Source organism: Massilia pseudoviolaceinigra (assembly GCF_030846505.1).
Taxonomy (GTDB): Bacteria; Pseudomonadota; Gammaproteobacteria; order Burkholderiales; family Burkholderiaceae_D; genus Telluria_A; species Telluria_A violaceinigra.
On sequence record NZ_JAVCWL010000003.1, the window covers coordinates 68262 to 87958 of the forward strand.

The window sequence follows — 19697 nt, forward strand, 5'->3', positions numbered from 1 at the left end:
GCCAGCATGAGTGATCTGAAAAACCGGTTTTTCCGCAGCGGCGCGCTTGCCAGCGGCTTGATCTGCCTCGCTGGCATTACCGCTTGCGGCAGCGACGACGACAGCACGACGCCCGTGAAACAGCCCGACCCGGTGGTCTCGCCACAACCGGTCACGGCGGCCAGCATCACGACCCAGCCCAAAACGCAAGCCGTGCAAGCCGGTCAGCCCGCCACGTTTTCGGTAGTGGCCACCGGCTCCGGCACGCTGAGCTACCAATGGTGGCGCAACGGCGTGGCGATCCCGGGCGCCACCAGCGCCATCTACACCACCCTGGCGGCCACCCTGGGCGACAGCGGCGACGTGCTCAGCGTGGTCGTGCGTAACGATGCCGGCACCAGCACCAGCGACGCTGTCGCCCTGCAGGTGGAAGGCGTCGGCGCGCGCGTGCTGGCCGGCGGCGCGGTCGAACCGACCCGTGCCCAGGTCGATGGCGTCGGCAAGCTGGCGCGTTTCCTGAACGCCGGAGCGCTTGCGAACGATGGCGCCGGCAACCTGCTGCTGGTCGATACCGGCGTCAACTCGGTGCGCAAGATCACGCCGGCCGGCGTGGTAAGCACCGTCATCGTTGGCGGCACCCCCGCACCGGCATTGCGTACCCTGCGCGATGTCGCCGCCGGCGCGAACGGTGTCAGGTATGTCATTGACGGCGCCGACGGTTCGCCGTCGACGTTCGTGCGCAAGATCGGCGCCGACGGCGCGGTCAGCACCATCGAGCTGGGCCCCACGCCGGGCGACCCGACCGGGACCAACATCGCGCCGCCGGTGTTTACCGCGATTGCCAGCGACGTTGCCGGCAATCTGTACGTCGCGAGCGAAGTCACGCGTCCCGGCGAGCCGGAGTGCAGTTCCTGCTTCAAGCGCGCCATCGTGCGTAAAGTGGCTGCGGATGGCACGGTGACGACCGTGTTCGAAAACCTGGGCCCGCACTCCGCCAGCGCCACCATCACCGACCTGGCGGTCGGCAAGAATGGCAAGCTGTACGTCCTCGACGACAGGGGTATCCGCACGCTCGATGCCGCCGGTGTCGCTGTGACGCTGATGGACAACACCCAGGCGTTCATCACCGCCATCGCGGTCGATACCAGCGGCAACCTGTTCTTCTCGACCGAACCGTTCAGTGGCCGCCAGAGCGACTGGCCCGCCGGCGCCATCGGCAAGATTGCGGCGGACGGCAAGCTGTCGGTGGCCGCCGATCCGAACGGCAGCGATGATCGCTTCACTGGCGCCGCCGGGCTCGCAAAGCCAGCCGGCCTGGCAACCGGCAAACCGGTCGGCCTCGCGACCGACGCCGCCGGCGCGCTGTACGTCAGCGCCAACGGCCGCGTGCTTAAGCTGGTCCTGCCGTAAACGACGGCGCAATTCGCTTGCCGCAGGCCGTCCGCTCGCCCGACTGGACGGCCATTCTATTGTTACGGCGCGAAGCTGACGTATTGCCGCCACGCTTGCAAAAAATCATCGTTGGGGTGATATTTTTTTTGCAATAGCAACGTAGTATTTCTGTTCGTCGTTCTTGACGCTCCTTCACTTCACTTTTCGGCAAGACGACGCGTCCCGGCCGGATCCCCGGCCGCTTCCCACTGTGACCAGAAGGATGACTGATGAATACGATGACACGGCTGCTCATTACGGCAGCGCTTGCTTTGGCCTCTGTCAGCACCGCCCACGCCACCGCGCGCATTGATACCGCCGCCTTTTCGATAGTCAACCAGTGGGGCGATTCTCCCGACGTGCTGCTCTCGAACAGCAACGGCGTGACCCGGATCGGCCTCACGTCCGCCGCCGACAGCCTCGACGCCTTCACCTCGCGCTACCAGGAAGGCAACTTCTACGCCGGCCTGTTCGAGGTGACCGTCCATGCCGGCTACCGGGTGACCGGATTTTCCTTTTCCGGCACCTTCGCGGGCGTGCTCGATGTGGCGCCCAATCCCAACGGCACGCCCGGCAACGGATTCGCTTTCAACTCCGGCAATATCGAATTCAGCGCCGGCTCGCGCCCGCACGGCGTGTTTTATGGCGAGCATACCCAGCGTGTCGACATGCTCGATGGCGCGCTGCCGTTCACGATGTCCAGCGGGCAGTTGTCCCTGACCACCGATTTCAATCTGTCGCTGCAAGGCCTGATCCTGGTCTCGGCCTACCCGACCGTCACGCCGCAGTATCCGTCCGGCATCGATTCCTTTGCCAGCCTGCGGGTCGTCAATCCCGTATTCACGATCTACACCATGGCCGTGCCCGAACCCGGCCACTATGCCATGCTGTTGGCCGGGCTGGGCATTGTGGTGTCGCTGCGGCGTCGCGCAAATAAACATGAGCAATCTTGACAGTTTGGTTCCATCTATCACCTCTCCAATGTAGCGCTGAAAGAAAGAATCTGATGACTTCCTTACTGCCGCGCGCCGCGCTGTTCGCATTCGCGCTCACCGCCGCCCCTGCGTTTGCCAACGGCCCGATCACCATCGACGCCGCCACGTTCTCGATGGAGAATGAATGGGCCGACAAGGCCGACGTGATCACCTCGGACGCCAACGGCATCACCACGATCGCCATGACCGATGCCGCAAGGACCCTGCAGAGCTCCACCACGCATTACGAGAATGGCGACGGTTACAATGGCTGGTTCGGCATCACGCTGCGTCCCGGCTATCGCATGACGGGCTTTTCCGCGTCCGGTACCGTGCTGGGCGAATTGGGACCGGTCAGGACGCCGGGCGGCAAACCGGGCGACGGCTTCACGACCAACTCCGCGAAAATCGATCTGTACGCCTCATCGTCCGCCACCGGCTGGTCCAGCAAGCAGACCATGCAGCACAGCATGGTTGACGGTGCGATTCCCTTCGTGCTGGCCAGCGGCCCCCTGTCGCTGACGGACAAGGTCTCTTTGTCGATGTGGAGTCCGGTGAACGTGACGTCGACGCCTTACTACCCGCCCGGACCTGCTGACGGCAGCTCGGGCCCGCAAGTGCTCACCCTGTCCTCGATGCAAATCCTGAACCCGACCCTGACCATCTACACCTCGGCCGTGCCGGAGCCGGAAACCTGCGGCATGCTGCTGGCCGGCATAGCGGTCATCGGCCTGGCGCGCCGTCGCCGCCGGCTTGCCTGAACCCGGATTACAGCACGCACATCCGGTTCGCTTCCGCGCGCAGCGACGCGCGGAAGTCCGGATGGGCGATCGCGATCAGCGCCTGCGCGCGCTGCTTGGCCGACTTGCCGCGCAACTGCGCCACGCCATACTCGGTCACCACATAATTGATGTCGTTCTTGCTGGTCGTGGCGTGCGTGCCAGGCGTAAGCGTGGGCACGATGCGCGAGATCGTATTGTCCTTGGCCGTCGACGGCAGCACGATGAACGACTTGCCGCCGCGCGAACGGTTGCCCGCCCTGACGAAATCGACCTGGCCGCCGGTGCCGGAATAGGGCAGGTGCGCGATGCTCTCCGAGCCGCACTGGCCCAGCAGGTCGATCTGCAAGGTTGCGTTGATCGTCATCAGATTGTCGTTTTGCGCGGCCAGGTACGGGTCGTTGGTAAAGTTCGACGGATGCATCTCGATCATCGGATTGTGATGCAAGAATTTGTACAGCTTTTGCGAGCCGAGCGCGAAGGTCGCCACCATCTTGCCGGGCATGTAGGTCTTCTTGCGGTTGGTGACCGCGCCCGCTTCGATCAGGGTCAGGATGCCGTCGCCGATCATTTCGGTGTGGATGCCCAGGTCGTGCTTGGAGGTCAGCTGCATCACCACCGCATCCGGAATGCCGCCGTAGCCGATCTGCAGGGTCGAGCCGTCGTCGATCATGTCGGCCACGTATTTGCCGATGGCTTCCTGCACCGTGCCGATTTTCGGCAGACCCACTTCCAGGATCGCTTCGCCGCTTTCGACCAGCGCCGTCACCTGCGACACATGCACATGGCATTGGCCGTGCGCGAACGGCACGTGCGGATTGACTTCGAGGACCACCGCGCGCGCCTTGCCGATGGCGGCCATGGTGTAGTCGACCGCCAGGCTCAACGAGAAAAACCCCTGCTCGTTCATGGGCGAGGCCATGGCGAAGACCACGTCGGCCGGCATCAGGCCCTGTTCGATCAGGCCGGGCAGTTCGGAAAAATAATTGGGGATGAAGTCGCACCAGCCGCCCTGGCCGGAGGCGCGCGAGGCGCCGCCGAAAAACAGCGAGGCGTGGCGCACGTGGTGCGCGCTATCCTGGTCGAAGTAGCCGAACTTGCGCATGGCCAGGATCTGTGCCACCTTCACATCGTGGAACTGCTGGCGCTGGCTTGACAGGGCGGTGAGCAGCGCGGGCGGCTCGCCCACGCCGGTCGGCACCACGATCATGTCGCCGTCGCGCACGAGGCGCAGGGCCTCGGCGGGCGTGGTCAGTTTTTGCTGGTAAAGCTGGTGCGGGGTTTGCATGGCTGTCTCCTTTTTTATGGGTAAATAGTACCTCGGGAAACTGACCAAGCGCTTACTGCAAGCGCGCGCCAGGCGTCAGGCGCTCGTCTCCTGTGGCGCGAACAGGACCTCGCCGCGCCAGGGCAGGCTGCGCCACGGATGGTCGCCGCTGGCGAGCCACTGCGCCAGTTTCGTCTCGTCGAAGGCCACCCCGAGGCTGTCGGCGCGCGCGCCGGCGATCCATTGCTGGCGCCCGCGCGCCAGCGCGGCGCCAAACTCCTCCCAGCTGCCGAAACAGTCGCTGGCGCGCTGGGCGTTCTGGTACAGCACCTCCCATTGCAGGGCCGGATCGAGCCAGCCGAGCAAGGCCGCCGTGCGCACCGCAAAGGCCACCCGCGCCGAGGCGAACGCCATCGCCGCGCGCGGGTCGTCGTCCGCCCGCAGGCGGTCCAGGTCGATGCGGAACCAGTGGCGCCGCAGCAGCTCCGGCAGCGCGGCCTTGATGGCGTCGTCCTGCATGCTGGCGCGCAGGCCGATGATATGCAGCAGGCTGGCGCGCAGTGCCTGCGCCTGCTCCGCCGTCGGCACCGGCGCCTTGGGATTGGCGTAGGCGCCCAGCGCGCGCGCGCTGGCGATCGGGTGCGCCAGGGCCAGCGCCCGGTTCTGGCGGGCGTCGAACTTGTAGCGCACGCGCACGGTGCGGCCCTTCCTGGACCGGATGCTGTCGCGGATCAGCACATACACGCGCCGCATCGCCCACAGGAACAGCAGCAGGATGATCCAGTTCATGCCGCGCTCCTTACCGCGTGCGCCACCACCGGGTGCAGCGCCATGTCCTGCAACTGCTCGGGCGCGCGCGCGGCGGCGATCCACTGGGCCAGCACCGACGGCGCGGGCAATTGCCGGAACAGGGCGGGGAAGTGGTGCGCGACGAACAGCTGGTCGGCCTCGCCGCGCGCGTCCTCCACCATCGCCCAGCCCGAGGGCAGGCACACCATGCCCATGCTCAGGGCGTCCGGCGGCGTGTGTACGTCGCAGTCCACGCTGCGCAGGAAGGCCAGCAGCTCGCCGCGGTAGCGCTCCACCGGCGGGCGATTGTGCTTGCCCTTGATCTGATCGAGCTGCAGGCGCCCGTCCGGGGCGACATTGGCGCTGATGGTGATGTGCGCATGGCCGTTGCGGCCGCGGTAGCTGAAAAGCCGCATCTTGCCCGCTTCGCAGGCCGCCGCATAATGTTCGCCGTAACCGCCGCTGAGCTGGCGCCGGTCGCTGAACTGGCCCAGGCAATGGCGCATCACCTGGCTCTCGAACGCCATCTCCGCGCGCAGCAGCGCGCTTGAGCCGAGCAATTCGACCACGCTGCCGGCCTCGCCCTCCCAGCGCGTCGCCACCGCCTCGATCTGGTGCTCGCGCCAGCCGGCCGCGCTCTTGGCCTCAAAGGCGGCGTGTTCGGCGTTCCACAGCGCCAGCGCCTGGCGGCAGTTGATGCGCTGTAGCTTGCCTTCGAGCGCGGTGCCTTGGCGCGCACCGAGGAATTCGACCAGTTTCGCTTCCATCGCGAGCAGTTCGGCGCCATCGGGCGCCACCCACCACATGGCGTCGCCCTCGCCCTGGCGCAGGCGCGATGCCACCCAGTCGGGCACGGCGCCGGGCGCGAACAGGGAGCGCGCCTGCGCGCTGGAGGCGATGCGCGTCAGCGCCGGTTCGGGCGCGTTCAGATTGCCGACCGCGTAGCGGAAGAAGTGATTGGCCAGCCACGCGGCCACGTCGGGCGCGTCGCCGCGCTGCGCGCTGCGCCTGGCGATGGCCTGTTTGAGCGCCGGCGCGTTGACCACGTCGCGCGCGCCGTAGGCGCTGGCGCGGCCTGTCGTTGGCGCCATTACCAGAGCTTCCACCAGGGCTGGGCCGCGCGCTGCATGCGCTTGCATTCAGCCGCGCCTTCGATGATCGCCTTGCGCTGCGATTCGTGCCACGACTCGCCCGGTTTGACATGACCCAGCGCCTCCGCGTACATCGCCTGCGCGCGCTCGAACTGGCCGGCGGTGCGCAGCGTGTGCGCTGCCATGCGGGTGGTGTAGGGACTGGCGGCGGCGCGCAGCCGGGGCAGCACGGCGTCCAGGCGCAGCATGGCGTCGTCGGGCTGGGTATGCGCCAGGTGGTACAGCACCGAGGCCAGCGCCCGTACGTACGATTCCTCGTACCCGGCGCGCTCGTCCTGCTCCACGCTGTCCCACCATTCGTCGAGCCGCTGCAGCCAGATGGCAATGTCGGTGTTGCGCCCCAGACGGTGCAGGGCGGCGACGACATCGTCGATGTAATCGGTCGGATCGTGCCGGCTGTAGCCATGGTCGGCCGAGTAATGCCACAGCTGGTCGCCGCTATCGATCATGGCCGCGTCGTTGCCGCTGTCGCGGTGGCAGCTCATCACGCCCTGGTAGTGTTCGGAGAACGGGCTGGCGGCGATGCCCTTGTGATGCAGGGGCAGGGCGGCGCCGGGGTCGGACTTGTCGCAACGGTAGTGGATGGCCAGGTTATTGCACAGCATCGAGTAGCTGTGCGCGTTGCCGTCGCGCGGGTTGCCTTCGCCGCTCACGACGAACGCTTCAAAGCGCGCCAGGCCCGTTTCGTAGTAGCGCGCGGCGAGTGCCTCCAGCGCTTCCTTCGGTACCGTCACGCCTTCGGGCAGCTGCTCGTCGAGGTCGTTGTCGAGCGTGACGCCCAGGTTGTAGCACGATACGCCGCTCGAGGCCGGCACGAAAGGCATCTCCAGCGCGGCCTGCGCACCGTGCACGCGGATGCGCGCCACCCACAGCTTGAAGAGGACGTCCGAATTGGCCAGCGAGAGCTCGCGCGCCGCCGCTTCGAGCAGCGGCAGGGCCTGATGGTAGTCGCCCGCCGATTTGATCAGGAACAGGCCTTCGACCGCATCGATGGCCGGATGCGCGCTCGCCTGGCCGCGCGCCAGCGCCAGATGGCGGCGCACGTAGGCGGCCTCGCTCTCGTGCCCGCGTACCTCCATGGTGTCGTCGGCCATGCCGGCATACGCCAGCGCCAGTTGCCAGTAAGGCTGGCCGGCCAGGCTCTCGCTCACCGCGCGCGTAGCGCTGCGCGCCCCATGTTCGGCCGAGACCTGGCGTTCGTGGAATACGGATTCGAACGCGAGCCGGGCGGCGTCTTCGTGTCTTCCCGCTTCCAGCAACCAGTCGAGCATGACGGCGCTATAGCGGTCGTCGGCGTCGCCGGTGATGATGGAACGCCCCAGGGCGAGCCGCGCCAGCGCCTGGTCGAGCGCGCCCTGATGGTGCAGGGTCAGCGCTTCGAGCCGCGCGATGCGCACGTCGATGTCGCGCCGGGCAAAGAATACGGTGCTGGCCGGTGTGAGCGCGCGCACCTGGCCCACGACGCCGGCAATCGAGCCGGGGACGATGGTGTAAAGGGCATGGCCGATGCGCAGCCAGTCGTTATGGTCGATATCCTGGTCCGCGCCCGCCTTGGCCAGGCTGTCGATGGCGCGCGCGGCGGCGTCCGTGGCCTCTTGATCCCGTCCTTCCAGCGCGAAGCTTTGGGCCTGGCGCGCGGCCATCAGCGCATCGTCCCAGGCACGATAGGCGGCGCGCTCGGGGTCTTTGTGCTGCAGTGCGTTGCGCGCGGCCAGGCAGCGGCGCGACATGGCATGCGCGCCGGCCTGCGTGGCTTGCTCCTCCAGATACTCCCAGGCCTTGTCGTACTGCAGGGCGCCCGGCAGCGATGTCAGTACCGTGAACGCGACATCAAGCGCGGCATGCAGGGCGGCGTCGTCGCGCTGCGCGACCAGCGGTTCGAGGCGCCAGAACGCCAGCGACAGCTCCCAGTCGGGACGTTCGGCCGCAGGCAGGGCGGCGAGCGCCTCACGGCCGTCGATGTCGATTACGCGCGATGCCGCGGCCGGGTCGCCGGCGCGCAGCCACAGCCGGAACAGGCGGCGCACGCTGCCCAGGGTATCGGCGCGAAAGCGCTGGCCAGCCATCGAGGCCTTCAGGCCCGCCTGGATCAGTTCGGGGTCGAGCTCGGCGTCGTCCTGCTGTTGGAGGGCGGCTTCGGTCTGGTCGAGGTAGGCGTCGAGGCGGCTGGCGCTGACGGGTTCAAGGATGGCATTCATGGGCGGTGGACTGGTGGTGTGCTGTTTCAGGGTGCGGGAAGTATCGTCCCTCCTGTACTTTTGGTCAACAATAAATATTGCCTCGATGTAAATGGTTGATTCCAGTTTGTCCAGCATCCGGGCGCGCCGGTCCGTCACGATTCTGGCAAAAATGGTAGGCTGGCGGCTTCATTCATCCTCCTGCGCGGTGCATCATGCCGGTCCCGAAAATTGCCCTGATCCTGCTGGCGTGCGTCGCTGGCGGCACTGCCCTGGCACAGACGGAAAGCCCGCCCGCGCCGCCTGCCGTCCAGGCCAAGCCAACCAAGCCAATGAAGCCCGCGAAGCCGCCGCCGAAGCGCCGCGCCGTGCAGCAGATTGTCGACGGCATGCCCGCCTACGGCCCGCGCCTGAGCACGCCGCCGCCGGTGCCGGTGAGCGCGTTGCCGGCACCGGTGTCGCCGTCGGTGGTGGCGCCGCCGCCCGCCGTGATCGGCCGCTGCGACGCCGGCGGCTGCACCGACGTCAACGGCACGCGCTACAACGGCGCGGCCGGCAACACCGTGATCAGCCCCCAGGGCCGGCCCTGCACCAGCAATGGCGGCACGATCCAGTGTTTTTAATGCACCACGATTGGTGTTTTCTGTGAAAAGTTCGCTACAATCCGGTTAGTTGACGTTTACGTAAACGTCAAAAAGAACTTATAAGAGAAGAGGACACCATGCAAATTCAGGACAATGTATTCATCATCACGGGCGGCGCATCGGGCCTGGGCGCGGCGACGGCGCGCATGATCACCGAAGCGGGCGGCAAGGTTGTGCTGGCCGACGTGCAGGTCGAGGCGGGCGAAGCGCTGGCCGCTGAACTCAAGGGCACGTTCGTGAAGTGCGACGTCACTTCCGAGGCCGACGGCCAGGCCGTGGTCGCCGCGGCGCTGGCGCTGGGCACCCTGCGCGGACTGGTCAACTGCGCCGGAGTGGCGCCGGCGGTCAAGACCGTCGGCAAGGATGGCCCGCATCCGCTGGAAGTATTCCAGCGCACCGTGAACATCAACCTGGTCGGCACCTTCAACATGGCGCGCCTGGCGGCTGACGCCATGGGCAAGACCGAAGCGATGGATTCCGGCGAGCGCGGCATCATCATCAATACCGCGTCGGTGGCGGCTTTCGACGGCCAGATCGGCCAGGCGGCCTACGCCTCGTCCAAGGCGGCGGTGGCCGGCATGACCCTGCCGATGGCGCGCGACCTGGCCCGCAGCGGCGTGCGCGTGATGACCATCGCTCCCGGCATCTTCGAGACGCCCATGCTGATGGGCATGCCGGAAGAAGTGCGCGGCGCGCTGGGCAACATGGTACCGTTCCCGCAGCGCCTCGGCCGTCCCGCCGAATACGCCCACCTGGCCAAGGCCATCATCGAAAACACCATGCTCAACGGCGAAACCATCCGCCTTGACGGCGCGATCCGCATGCAGCCGAAGTAATTCAATTCCTGTACGATAGCGGGATCGGACGCGCGGCTGTGGTCGCGCGTTTCTCATTGGAGAATCCATGCTCAGGTTGAAGTACCTTCCTTTCGCGCTCTACATCGCGACCGCCGCTGCCATCGTCAGCGCCCCCGCTTTCGCCCAGGACGCCGCCGTGCGTCCGGCCGACGCGCCCGAAATCCATACCGGCTATGCCGACAAGGCCGGCTGGGCCGCCAAAAAATTCATGGTCGCCGCCGCCAATCCGATGGCGGTCGATGCCGGCTACCAGATCCTGCGCCGCGGCGGCAGCGCGATCGACGCCGCCATCGCCACCCAGCTGATGCTCACGCTGGTGGAGCCGCAATCGTCCGGCATCGGCGGCGGCGCCTTCCTGATGCACTACGACGGCAAGAACGTGCAAGCCTTCGATGGCCGCGAAACCGCGCCCGCGGCGGCCGACGAGCACCTGTTCCAGAACAAGGATGGCACGCCGCTCTCGCGCAGCGCCGGCGTGGTGGGCGGGCGTTCGGTGGGCGCGCCGGGCGTGCTGCGCATGCTCGAAATGGCGCACCGCCAGCACGGCAAGCTGCCGTGGAAGGCGCTGTTCGCGCCGGCGATCGCCATGGCCGACAAGGGCTTCCCGGTCAGCCAGCGCCTCAACGGCATGCTGATGTTCGACCAGCACCTGCGCAAGGACCCGGTCGCCGCCGCCTATTTCTACGACAAGGATGGCAAGCCGTGGCCGATCGGCCACCTGCTGCGCAATCCCGCGCTGGCCACCACCTTGCGCGAGATCGCCGCCGGCGGCGCCGACGCCTTCTACAAGGGCCGCATCGCCAAGGACATCGCGGCCAAGGTGGCGGCCCACCCGGGCAACCCGGGCCTGTTGACGGCGCTTGATATCGCCGGCTACCAGCCCAAGGTGCGCGTGCCGGTATGCAGCGACTACCGCGCGTACACCGTGTGCGGCATGCCGCCGCCGTCCTCGGGCGGCATCGCGGTGGCGCAGATGCTGGGCATGCTGGAAACGAAAGACATGCGCGCCTACGCGCCCGTCAATGGCGTGATCGGGCTTGAGGCGGTGCACCTGTTCACGGAAGCGGGGCGCCTGGCCTACGCCGACCGCAACCGCTATGCGGCCGACACCGACTTCGTGCCGCTGCCGGGACGCGGCATTCCGAGCCTGATCGATAAGACCTACCTGCGCCAGCGCGCCGCCCTGATCGGCGACAAGTCGATGGGCACCGCTGCAGCCGGCACCCCGCCCGGCATGGAAGTGGCGTGGGGCCTCGACAACGCCATCGAAACGGCATCCACCTCGCACTTCGTAGTGGTCGACGGCAAGGGCGCCGGCCTGTCGATGACGAGCACGGTGGAAGACGCCTTCGGCTCGCGCCAGATGGTGGGCGGCTTCATCCTGAACAACCAGCTCACCGATTTCTCCTTCGACTCGGCCGACGCGAATGGCCCCGTGGCCAACCGGGTCCAGCCCGGCAAGCGCCCGCGCAGCGCCATGTCGCCGACGGTGGTGTTCGACCGCCAGAGCGGCAAACTGGTGCTGGCGGTCGGTTCGCCCGGCGGCCCGGCCATCATCAACTACGTGGCCAAGACCCTGGTCGGCACGCTCGACTGGGGCTTGAATGTGCAGCAGGCCATCAGCCTGCCCAACTTCGGCAGCCGCAACGGGCCGACCGAACTGGAACAGGGGCGTTTCAGTCCGGCCGTGCAGGATCAACTCAAGGCGCGCGGCCACGCCCTGCGCAGCTACGAGATGACATCGGGCCTGCATGGCGTGCAGCGCATCCTGATCCATGGCGAGCCGTGGTGGTTCGGCGGGGCCGATCCGCGCCGCGAAGGCGTGGCCAGGGGCGATTGAGTCTATTGTAAAAAGTGGACAAGCCATCAGTTTTCTCCCGCAAGGCGGGCAGACCCTGATACGCTTGGCGAATGGAAACGGAACAGAAAACGGGCTTGATCCTCACCGGCGGTGGCGCGCGCGCCGCCTACCAGGTGGGGGTACTGCAGGCGATCTCGCAAATCTTGTGGGAGGCCGGCTGGCGCCCGGCGCGCAATCCTTTCGATATCATCTGCGGCACCTCGGCCGGGGCGATCAACGCCGTGGCCCTGGCCTGCCGCGCCGATAACTTCGGCGAGGGCGTGCAAAAGCTGCTCGACGTGTGGGAAAACTTCACCGTCGAACAGGTCTACCGCGCCGATTCGCTGGGGGTGCTGCGCTCGGGCGCGCGCTGGCTCTCGCTGCTCTCGTTCGGCTGGCTGCTGCGCAAATGGCGCGCCGCGCCGCCGGCGTCGCTGCTGGACAACACCCCGCTGGTGGGCCTGCTGCACCGCATGCTCGATTTGCCGCGCCTGGACGCGGCCATGTCGGACGGCCTGCTGCATGCGCTGGCGGTCACCGCCTCGTCCTACACGGCCGGCAACCACATCACTTTTTACCAGACCGCCGCCGACATCGCGCCCTGGGTACGCATGCAGCGCATCGCGCTGCAGGACCAGATCGGGGTCGAGCACCTGCTGGCGTCGTCGGCGATTCCCTTCATTTTCCCGGCGGTGCCGCTGTACCTGGGCAGCCACCGCGAATTTTGCGGCGACGGCTCGATGCGCCAGCTGGCGCCCATTTCGCCTGCAATCCACCTGGGCGCCTCCAAGGTGCTGGTGGTGGGCGCCGGGCGCCTGTCGGAGCCGACCCGCGATACGCCCGGCCAGGCGCGCTATCCGAGCCTGGCGCAGATCGCCGGCCACGCCATGTCCTCGATTTTTCTCGACAGCCTGGCGGTCGACATCGAGCGCCTGAACCGCATCAACCTGACGCTGTCGATGCTGCCGGAGGAATACCGTCATAAAATGCCGCTCAAACCGGTGGAGCTGCTGGTGATCGCGCCGTCCGAACGGCTCGACGTCATCGCCAGCCGCCACACGGCCAGCCTGCCGGCGCCGATCCGCACCATGCTCTCGGGGATCGGCGCGACCGAGGCGCGCGGATCGGCGCTGGCGTCGTACCTGCTGTTCGAGTCGAGCTACACCTGTGAACTGATCCAGCTCGGCCAGCGCGACACCCATGCGCGCCGCGCCGATGTCCTGACTTTTTTTGGCTCCTGAGCCGCGCGTGCCGTAACCGCCATGGAGAACTTCATGAAAGCACTGATTGTTGACGACGACGTTGTCTCGCGCATCGCGCTGATGGACCTGCTGTCCGTGTACGGCATTTTCGACCCGGTCGAAGCGGAAGACGGCGCCGCGGCCTGGAGCCTGATGCAGGAGGGCCTGCATCCGGTGATCTGCTTTTGCGACGTGCGCATGCCGCGCATGTCGGGCATCGCCCTGCTCGAGCGCATGAAGGGCGATCCGAACCTGGCCGACGTGCCGTTCGTGCTGGTCTCGTCGGCGTCCGACCGCGACACGGTGCTGCAGGCGGTGACGCTGGGCGCGGTCGGCTACATACTGAAACCGCTGCACGCGGCCGAAGCGCGCGCGCATCTCGAAAAAATCTTCCGCATCACGCTCGACAAGCTGGCCGAGGACCCGGGCACCACCATGAAACGCCTGAACATCGGGCCGGACCGGCTGGGCGCCTACCTGGCCGCATTCGGCGAACAGCTGCTCACCGGACGCGCCGACATCGTGGCGCTGCTCGACGCCGGGGAGGGCGCCGACGCGCGCCTGCGCATCGATTCGGTGCACACCGGCTGCATGACGCTCGGCCTGTGGCACGTCGCGTCCCAGCTCGATACGGCGCGCCGCGGCCTGCCCGACGCGCGCAATGTGGCCGTGGTGCTGGCCGAGGTGAGCGAATCGGTGCGCCGCCAGCTGATCCGCCTGCGCGCCGGCGCGGCCGATGGCGAAGGAGCGCTTGCCTGAACCCGATCCGACTCATTGCGCTGTTCCTCCTGCTGTGCTGCCTGCCATACGCGGGCAGCCAGGCCGCGCCCGCGCGCACCTTGCGCTTCGAGCACCTGAGCGTGGAGCAGGGCCTGGCCCAGGAATCGGTGCTGGCGGTGGCCCAGGATGCCGAGGGTTTCATGTGGTTCGGCAGCCAGGGCGGCCTGTCGCGCTTCGACGGCTACCGCGTCACCACCTACCGCAACGTGGTCAGCAACCCGCGCAGCCTGGTCAACAACTGGGTGCGCGTGCTGCATGTGGACCAGGCGGGCCGCCTGTGGATCGGCACCGACGGCGGCCTTGACCGCTTCGATCCGGCCACCCAGACCTTCACCCATTACGCGCCGGACGAACCGGTCAAGCGCGGCAACGGCAACCGGCATGTGCGCGCCATCGCCGGCGACGGCCGCCAGGGACTGTGGCTGGGCACCAGCGACGGCTTGCAGCACTTCGACATGGTCAGCGGCAAATTCAAGGTCTGGCACCATGTGCCGGGCGACCCGGGCAGCCTGGCCGACGACCAGGTCAACGCGCTGGCGGTCGATGCCGGCGGGCGCGTGTGGGTCGGCACCTCGTCCGGCGTGGACAGTCTGGCGATCGGGGCGCGCGCTTTCGAGCACCATCCGGCGCCCGGGACCGACCACAAACACAATATGGTGCAGGCGCTGCTGGTCGACACCGAGCAGACCCTGTGGATCGGCACCCTGGGTGGCCTGGAGACCTGGAAGATCGGCAGCGCCGCCTCGCAGCGGCGCCGACTGGGGGTGTCCGACGGCCTGCGCTCGGGCTACATCACCACCTTGTACCAGGACCAGGACCGCAATGTCTGGGTCGGCAGCCATACCGACGGCCTGTATCGCTGGCAGCCGGCCACGCGCCGCTTCGCCAACTACCGCCATCTGCCGGGCGACAAGCACAGCGTGGCCGACAACCAGATTTCGGCCATGTACCGCGACCGTGTCGGCACCTTCTGGGTCGGTACCTGGTATGCGGGCGTGAGCCGGGTCGACTTGAACAGCGGCGGCTTCGCGCGCATTGCGCGCCACGCCGAGATACCCGATACCCTGTCCGACAACAAGGTGCGCGCGCTTGCCGCCGCTCCCGGGGGCGACCTGTGGATCGGCGCCAACAGCGGCTTGAACCGGCTCGATCCCGAAACCGGCCAGGCGCGCCTGTACCGGCACGACCCGGATAATCCCAACAGCCTGGCCGGCATTCCGGCCAGCGCGCTGGCGCACGACCGCGACGGCATGCTGTGGATCGGCAGCCATTCGGGCGTGGCGCGGTTCGATCCGGCCAGCGGCAATTTCTCGCGCCAGTCCTTCGCCGAGGGCGACCCGGACGGCAACCATATCCGCGGCATGCTCTCGGACCGCGCGGGCGTGATGTGGATCGCTTCGCGCGGCGGCTTGCACCGGCTCGACCCGGCCACGCGCGCCGTCGTCACCTACCGCCACGACGCCGCCGACAGTTCCAGCCTGGCCGACAACGTGGTGCGCCCGCTGCTCGAAGACCGCCGCGGCCAGCTGTGGATCGGCACCTTCGATGGCCTCGACATGCTCGATCGCGCCAGCGGCAAGTTCCGCCACTTCCGCCACGATCCGGCCAACCCGGCCAGCCTCAGTCACGACGAGGTGCACTATCTGCATGAAGACCGGAAGGGCACCCTGTGGGTCGGCACCGCGGCCGGCTTGAACAAGATGAGCATCGGCGCCGGCGGCGCGGTGAGCTTTCGCCGCTACACGGCGGCCGATGGCCTGGCCGACGACGCCATTGCCGCCATCCTGGAGGACGAGGAAGGCAAACTCTGGATTAGCACGAACACCGGCATTTCGCGCTTCGATCCCCTGACCGGCACCTTCCGCAACTACAGCGCCGGCGACGGCACCATCGAAGGCGCCTACTTCGACGGCTCGGCGCTGCGCGCGCCGGACGGCACCATGTACTTCGGCGGCTTCAATGGCGTGACCGCCTTTAATCCAAAAGCCATCAGCGACAACCGGATCGCCCCGCGCGCGGTCATCACGGGCTTCCAGATCTTCAACCGGCCGGCCGCGCTGGCGCGTCCGGGCCTGTTCAAGGGGCCGATCGAGTCGACCCGCGCGGTCACGTTGGCGGCGGCCGATTCGGTGTTTTCGCTGGAGTTCGCGGCCCTGCATTACGCGGCGCCCCAGCGCAACCTGTTTTCGTACCGGCTCGATGGCTTCGACCAGAACTGGGTCAGCACCGACGCCAGCCGCCGCTTCGCCACCTACACCAACCTCGATCCGGGCACCTACACCTTCCGCGTGCGCGCCGCCAACAAGGATGGCGTGTGGAGCGACGAGGGCGCCACGATGGCCATCACGATCCTGCCGCCGGTCTGGAAAACCTGGTGGTTCCGCACCCTGTCGGTGCTGCTGGTGCTGGGCAGCGCTTACTGGGCCTATCGCGCGCGCCTGTCCGGCCTGCGGCGCCAGAAGGAGATGCTGGAAACCCAGGTGGCCGCGCGCACCGAGGAAATCGAGCAGCAGAACCGCCTGCTGGAACGCCAGAAACGCGAGCTCGAAGCGCAGCGCCTCGACGCCGACAACCAGCGCGCCGAAGCCGAGCAGCGCCGCTTCGACGCCGAACGCCAGAAGGAAGAAGTCGAGCGCCAGAAAGAGAACGTCGAACTGGCGCACCGGAATATCTCGGTGCTCTCCGAGATCGGGCGCGAGCTGACCGCCACGCTCGACATGGAAACCATCATGAGCACCGTGTACCGCCACGTGCACCACCTGATGGATGCGCGTATCTTCGGCATCGGCTTTTATCGCGAAGACATCGGCGTGATCGAGTTCCCGTTCGCGATGGACCAGGGCGTGCGCAGCGAGGTCTACACCCGCCCGCTGGACGATCCGCACCAGTTCGCGGTGTGGTGCCTGAAGCACCGGCGCGAAGTGTTCATCAACGATCTGGAGGCCGAATATCACCGCTACCTGGACGCGGAGCAGAGCGCGGTGCCGATCCCGCCGCTGCGCCTGGACGGCAGTCCGCGCTCGCTGCCGGTGGCGATGATGTACGTGCCGCTGATCGTCAAGGAACGCATGATGGGCGTGCTGTGCGTGCAGAGCGTGGAGCTCAATGCCTACCACCGCGTGCATCTGGACATGCTCAAGACGCTGGCCGCGCACGCGGCGGTGGCGCTCGACAATGCGCGCGCCTACCGCGAGCTGGAAGAAACCCAGGCGCGCCTGGTGGAGCAGGAGCGCCAGGTGCGCCTGAACACCGACGAACTGGCGCTGGCCAACCGCGCGCTCCAGGAAAACGATGAGCGATTGCGCCTGGCCAAGCAGAAGGCGGAAGACGCCACGCGCCAGAAGTCCGAATTCCTGGCCAATATGAGCCACGAGATGCGCACCCCGCTGGCGGGCGTGATCGGCATGCTCGGGTTCGCGCTGCGCGACGGCCAGCTGCAGGAAAACACGCGCGAACAGATCCTGCGCGGCCAGGCCAACGCGCAGTCGCTGCTGACCATCATTAACGACCTGCTCGATTTTTCCAAGATCGAGGCGGGCAAGCTGACCATCGAGAACATCGATTTCGCGCTCACCGCCGCCGTCGAAAACGTGGTCAGCCTGTTCGAGGAGCAGGCCGCGGCGCAAAGCGTGGGCTTCAACGTGGCGCTGGCCGAGGACTTGCCGCGCTTCGTGGTGGGCGACCCGACCCGCCTGCGCCAGGTGCTGGTCAACCTGGTCGGCAATGCCTTCAAGTTCACCAACAACGGCGCGGTGCGGCTGGCGGTGGAACGCGCGGCCCCCCTTGACGGCAGCGCGCCGGGCGTAAACACCATCCGTTTTTCGGTGAGCGACACCGGCATCGGCATTGCGCCGGATGCGCTCGAACGGCTGTTCCAGAAGTTCGAACAGGCCGACAGCACCACCACGCGCCGCTACGGCGGCACCGGGCTGGGGCTGGCGATTTGCCGCCAGCTGGTCGACCTGATGGGCGGGTCCATCAGCGTCGACAGCACCGAAGGCGTGGGCAGCACCTTCAGCGTGCTGCTGCCGCTGGCCGACGGCGTGGCCCCGCCGATGGTGCCGCACGTGCCGCGCGAACCGCACAGCCACCGCCTGAAGGTGCTGTGCGCGGAAGACTTCCCGACCAACCAGATCATCATCCGCATGATGCTTGAAGACCTGGGGCACAAGGTCGACATCGCCGACAATGGCTTGCTGGCGGTGGCGGCGTGCGCGCGCACGCGCTACGACCTGATTCTGATGGATGGACGCATGCCCGAGATGGACGGCGCCAGCGCCACGCGCCTGATCCGCGCCGGCGGGCCGCCGGAGGCGCCGGTGCGCGACCAGGAGCTGATGATCGTGGCGCTGACCGCCAACGCCAGCGAGGAAGACCGCAGCCGCTACCTGGCCTGCGGCATGGACGACTTCCTGACCAAGCCGATCGACGAAGCGGCCCTGCATCATCACCTGAGCCGGGCCATCGAACGCCAGCTCCAGCGCGGCATCGCCCTGGCGCCGATGCCGCAGGCGCGCGTGGAACGAGCGCCCACCACGGCCGAACTGGACGCCATGTTCGGCGTCGATACCGGCCCGGCGCCGCTGGCGGGACCGGCCGCCCACAATGCCGGGCGCCGCGCCAGCGACCTGAAAGCGCGCATGCGGGCCGCCTTTGCCAGCGACCTGCCGAGCCGCCGCGCCGACCTGGAAGAAGCCCTCGTCACGCACGATGCCGAGACGGCCGGGCGCCTGCTGCACGGCTTCAAGGGCAGCTCCTCGTACCTGGAGGCGACCGAACTGCATCAGCTGTCGGGCGAGATGGAAGAAGCGGCCGACGCGCGCCGCTGGGACTTGATCGCCGTGGCTATGCCGCGCCTGCGCGAACTGCTGTCCGCCTACGACAGCGCGGGACCGCTCAAGCGCTGACCCGCTATGCATATGCTGTAATATTGGCGTATAAGCTAGAGGTATTAGCCGAAGGAATGAGTTGGACAGGCGTGTTTTGTGGCGTTACTGCGTACGGAGGGTGGCCAAATGAAGGTTCTGGTGGTGGATGACGACATCGTATCGCGCATGGTGCTGATGCACCTGATCGACTCCTGCGGCCAATTCGAGATCCTCGAAGCGGAAGACGGCGCCGACGCCTGGAACCAGCTCGAACAGGGCTTGCGCCCGGCGATCTGTTTTTGCGACCTGCGCATGCCGCGCCTGTCCGGCATGGACCTGCTGCAGCGCGTGCGCGCCGACGGCGCCCTGGGCGCGATGCCCTTCGTGCTGGTGTCCTCGGCCACCGACCGCGACACGTTCGACCAGGCCAGCGGCCTTGGCGCGTCGGGCTATATCGTCAAGCCGTTCCAGGGCGAGCAGGTGCGCGAGCACATGGCCGGCCTGACCGGCAGCGATCCGATCGCGGTGGCGCCGCGCGCCGAAAAGGTGCAGGCTACGCTGCTGCGCCTCGGGATCGGCGCCGAGCGCCTGATGATCTACCTGGGCGGCCTGCAGTCGCAGGTGGCGGCGGCCGGCACCGACATCGCCGACCTGCTCGAACGCGGCGACCATGGCGCGGCCCATGTGCGCATCGACCGCCTGCATGCCGGCTGCATGACGCTGGGGCTGAACGGCGCGGCCGACACGCTCAAGACGCTGCCCCCCGGGGAGCTCGATGGCGCCCAGGTCAAGCTGGCGCTGGCCGAGGTGGTGCGCTCGGCAATGCACCAGAGCGAAGCGCTCAAACGCCAGGGAAGCGCTTCCTGACGCAGTCATGCGAAAGCGCTTGATGTTGTGATAGTTTAAGTCTAAAGTATCCG

The 19697-nt window shown here is 67.4% G+C and carries 14 protein-coding genes; 10 read left to right on the top strand and 4 right to left on the bottom strand.

What is annotated here, in order from left to right; all coding sequences use genetic code 11:
* The first annotated feature begins 6 nt into the window (after nucleotides 1-6).
* The 3 genes from RBA40_RS03910 to RBA40_RS03920 all read left to right on the top strand — a co-directional run bounded on the left by RBA40_RS03910 (nucleotide 7) and on the right by RBA40_RS03920 (nucleotide 3145).
* Nucleotides 7-1389, top strand: a complete 1383-nt coding sequence (locus tag RBA40_RS03910) for a hypothetical protein (RefSeq protein WP_306646136.1) — start codon at nucleotides 7-9, stop codon at nucleotides 1387-1389.
* A gap of 251 nt (nucleotides 1390-1640) precedes the next feature.
* On the top strand, nucleotides 1641-2363 hold the full coding sequence (locus RBA40_RS03915) for a PEP-CTERM sorting domain-containing protein (RefSeq protein ID WP_306646138.1): 723 nt from the start codon (nucleotides 1641-1643) through the stop codon (nucleotides 2361-2363).
* 53 nt (nucleotides 2364-2416) lie between these two features.
* Complete coding sequence (locus RBA40_RS03920) at nucleotides 2417-3145, top strand: PEP-CTERM sorting domain-containing protein (protein WP_306646140.1); 729 nt, start codon at nucleotides 2417-2419, stop codon at nucleotides 3143-3145.
* Nucleotides 3146-3152: 7 nt separating this feature from the next.
* Here the strand turns inward: RBA40_RS03920 and RBA40_RS03925 are convergent, their stop codons facing one another.
* The 4 genes from RBA40_RS03925 to RBA40_RS03940 all read right to left on the bottom strand — a co-directional run bounded on the left by RBA40_RS03925 (nucleotide 3153) and on the right by RBA40_RS03940 (nucleotide 8568).
* On the bottom strand, nucleotides 3153-4451 hold the full coding sequence (locus RBA40_RS03925) for an acetyl-CoA hydrolase/transferase family protein (RefSeq protein WP_306646142.1): 1299 nt from the start codon (nucleotides 4449-4451) through the stop codon (nucleotides 3153-3155).
* 75 nt (nucleotides 4452-4526) lie between these two features.
* Nucleotides 4527-5219 carry a DUF1266 domain-containing protein gene (locus RBA40_RS03930; protein ID WP_306646144.1) on the bottom strand — a complete coding sequence of 231 codons (693 nt, stop codon included), beginning with the start codon at nucleotides 5217-5219 and terminating at the stop codon, nucleotides 4527-4529.
* On the bottom strand, nucleotides 5216-6310 hold the full coding sequence (locus tag RBA40_RS03935) for a hypothetical protein (protein WP_306646146.1): 1095 nt from the start codon (nucleotides 6308-6310) through the stop codon (nucleotides 5216-5218). The genes RBA40_RS03930 and RBA40_RS03935 overlap by 4 nt, the downstream gene beginning before the upstream one ends.
* The gene (locus RBA40_RS03940) at nucleotides 6310-8568 is read right to left on the bottom strand and encodes a hypothetical protein (protein WP_306646148.1); all 2259 of its coding nucleotides are present in this window, start codon (nucleotides 8566-8568) and stop codon (nucleotides 6310-6312) included. The genes RBA40_RS03935 and RBA40_RS03940 overlap by 1 nt, the downstream gene beginning before the upstream one ends.
* A gap of 194 nt (nucleotides 8569-8762) precedes the next feature.
* On the opposite strand from RBA40_RS03940, the gene RBA40_RS03945 reads away from it, so the two are divergent.
* The 7 genes from RBA40_RS03945 to RBA40_RS03975 all read left to right on the top strand — a co-directional run bounded on the left by RBA40_RS03945 (nucleotide 8763) and on the right by RBA40_RS03975 (nucleotide 19644).
* Complete coding sequence (locus tag RBA40_RS03945; RefSeq protein ID WP_306646150.1) at nucleotides 8763-9170, top strand: hypothetical protein; 408 nt, start codon at nucleotides 8763-8765, stop codon at nucleotides 9168-9170.
* A gap of 98 nt (nucleotides 9171-9268) precedes the next feature.
* Nucleotides 9269-10027 (top strand): 3-hydroxyacyl-CoA dehydrogenase, encoded by a 759-nt coding sequence (locus RBA40_RS03950; RefSeq protein ID WP_099881667.1) that lies wholly within the window; start codon nucleotides 9269-9271, stop codon nucleotides 10025-10027.
* A 67-nt stretch (nucleotides 10028-10094) separates the two neighbouring features.
* On the top strand, nucleotides 10095-11888 hold the full coding sequence (gene ggt, locus RBA40_RS03955) for a gamma-glutamyltransferase (protein WP_306646152.1): 1794 nt from the start codon (nucleotides 10095-10097) through the stop codon (nucleotides 11886-11888).
* A gap of 71 nt (nucleotides 11889-11959) precedes the next feature.
* Entirely contained in the window at nucleotides 11960-13129 is a 1170-nt protein-coding gene (locus RBA40_RS03960; protein ID WP_099881663.1) for a patatin-like phospholipase family protein, read from the top strand.
* Nucleotides 13130-13162: 33 nt separating this feature from the next.
* Nucleotides 13163-13888 carry a response regulator gene (locus RBA40_RS03965; protein ID WP_306646154.1) on the top strand — a complete coding sequence of 242 codons (726 nt, stop codon included), beginning with the start codon at nucleotides 13163-13165 and terminating at the stop codon, nucleotides 13886-13888.
* Nucleotides 13889-13968: 80 nt separating this feature from the next.
* Nucleotides 13969-18816 (top strand): two-component regulator propeller domain-containing protein, encoded by a 4848-nt coding sequence (locus tag RBA40_RS03970; RefSeq protein WP_306646156.1) that lies wholly within the window; start codon nucleotides 13969-13971, stop codon nucleotides 18814-18816.
* Nucleotides 18817-18924: 108 nt separating this feature from the next.
* Entirely contained in the window at nucleotides 18925-19644 is a 720-nt protein-coding gene (locus tag RBA40_RS03975) for a response regulator (RefSeq protein WP_306646157.1), read from the top strand.
* The last annotated feature ends 53 nt before the right edge of the window (nucleotides 19645-19697 follow it).

Excerpts from the sequence above, each read along its gene's own strand:
- RBA40_RS03920 (WP_306646140.1), top strand. The coding sequence starts at position 2,417 with ATGACTTCCTTACTGCCGCGCGCCGCGCTGTTCGCATTCGCGCTCACC.
- RBA40_RS03915 (WP_306646138.1), top strand. The coding sequence starts at position 1,641 with ATGAATACGATGACACGGCTGCTCATTACGGCAGCGCTTGCTTTGGCC.
- RBA40_RS03975 (WP_306646157.1), top strand. The coding sequence starts at position 18,925 with ATGAAGGTTCTGGTGGTGGATGACGACATCGTATCGCGCATGGTGCTG.
- RBA40_RS03960 (WP_099881663.1), top strand. The coding sequence starts at position 11,960 with ATGGAAACGGAACAGAAAACGGGCTTGATCCTCACCGGCGGTGGCGCG.
- RBA40_RS03935 (WP_306646146.1), bottom strand. The coding sequence starts at position 6,310 with ATGGCGCCAACGACAGGCCGCGCCAGCGCCTACGGCGCGCGCGACGTG.
- RBA40_RS03930 (WP_306646144.1), bottom strand. The coding sequence starts at position 5,219 with ATGAACTGGATCATCCTGCTGCTGTTCCTGTGGGCGATGCGGCGCGTG.
- RBA40_RS03925 (WP_306646142.1), bottom strand. The coding sequence starts at position 4,451 with ATGCAAACCCCGCACCAGCTTTACCAGCAAAAACTGACCACGCCCGCC.
- RBA40_RS03945 (WP_306646150.1), top strand. The coding sequence starts at position 8,763 with ATGCCGGTCCCGAAAATTGCCCTGATCCTGCTGGCGTGCGTCGCTGGC.
- RBA40_RS03965 (WP_306646154.1), top strand. The coding sequence starts at position 13,163 with ATGAAAGCACTGATTGTTGACGACGACGTTGTCTCGCGCATCGCGCTG.
- RBA40_RS03940 (WP_306646148.1), bottom strand. The coding sequence starts at position 8,568 with ATGAATGCCATCCTTGAACCCGTCAGCGCCAGCCGCCTCGACGCCTAC.
- RBA40_RS03950 (WP_099881667.1), top strand. The coding sequence starts at position 9,269 with ATGCAAATTCAGGACAATGTATTCATCATCACGGGCGGCGCATCGGGC.
- ggt (WP_306646152.1), top strand. The coding sequence starts at position 10,095 with ATGCTCAGGTTGAAGTACCTTCCTTTCGCGCTCTACATCGCGACCGCC.
- RBA40_RS03910 (WP_306646136.1), top strand. The coding sequence starts at position 7 with ATGAGTGATCTGAAAAACCGGTTTTTCCGCAGCGGCGCGCTTGCCAGC.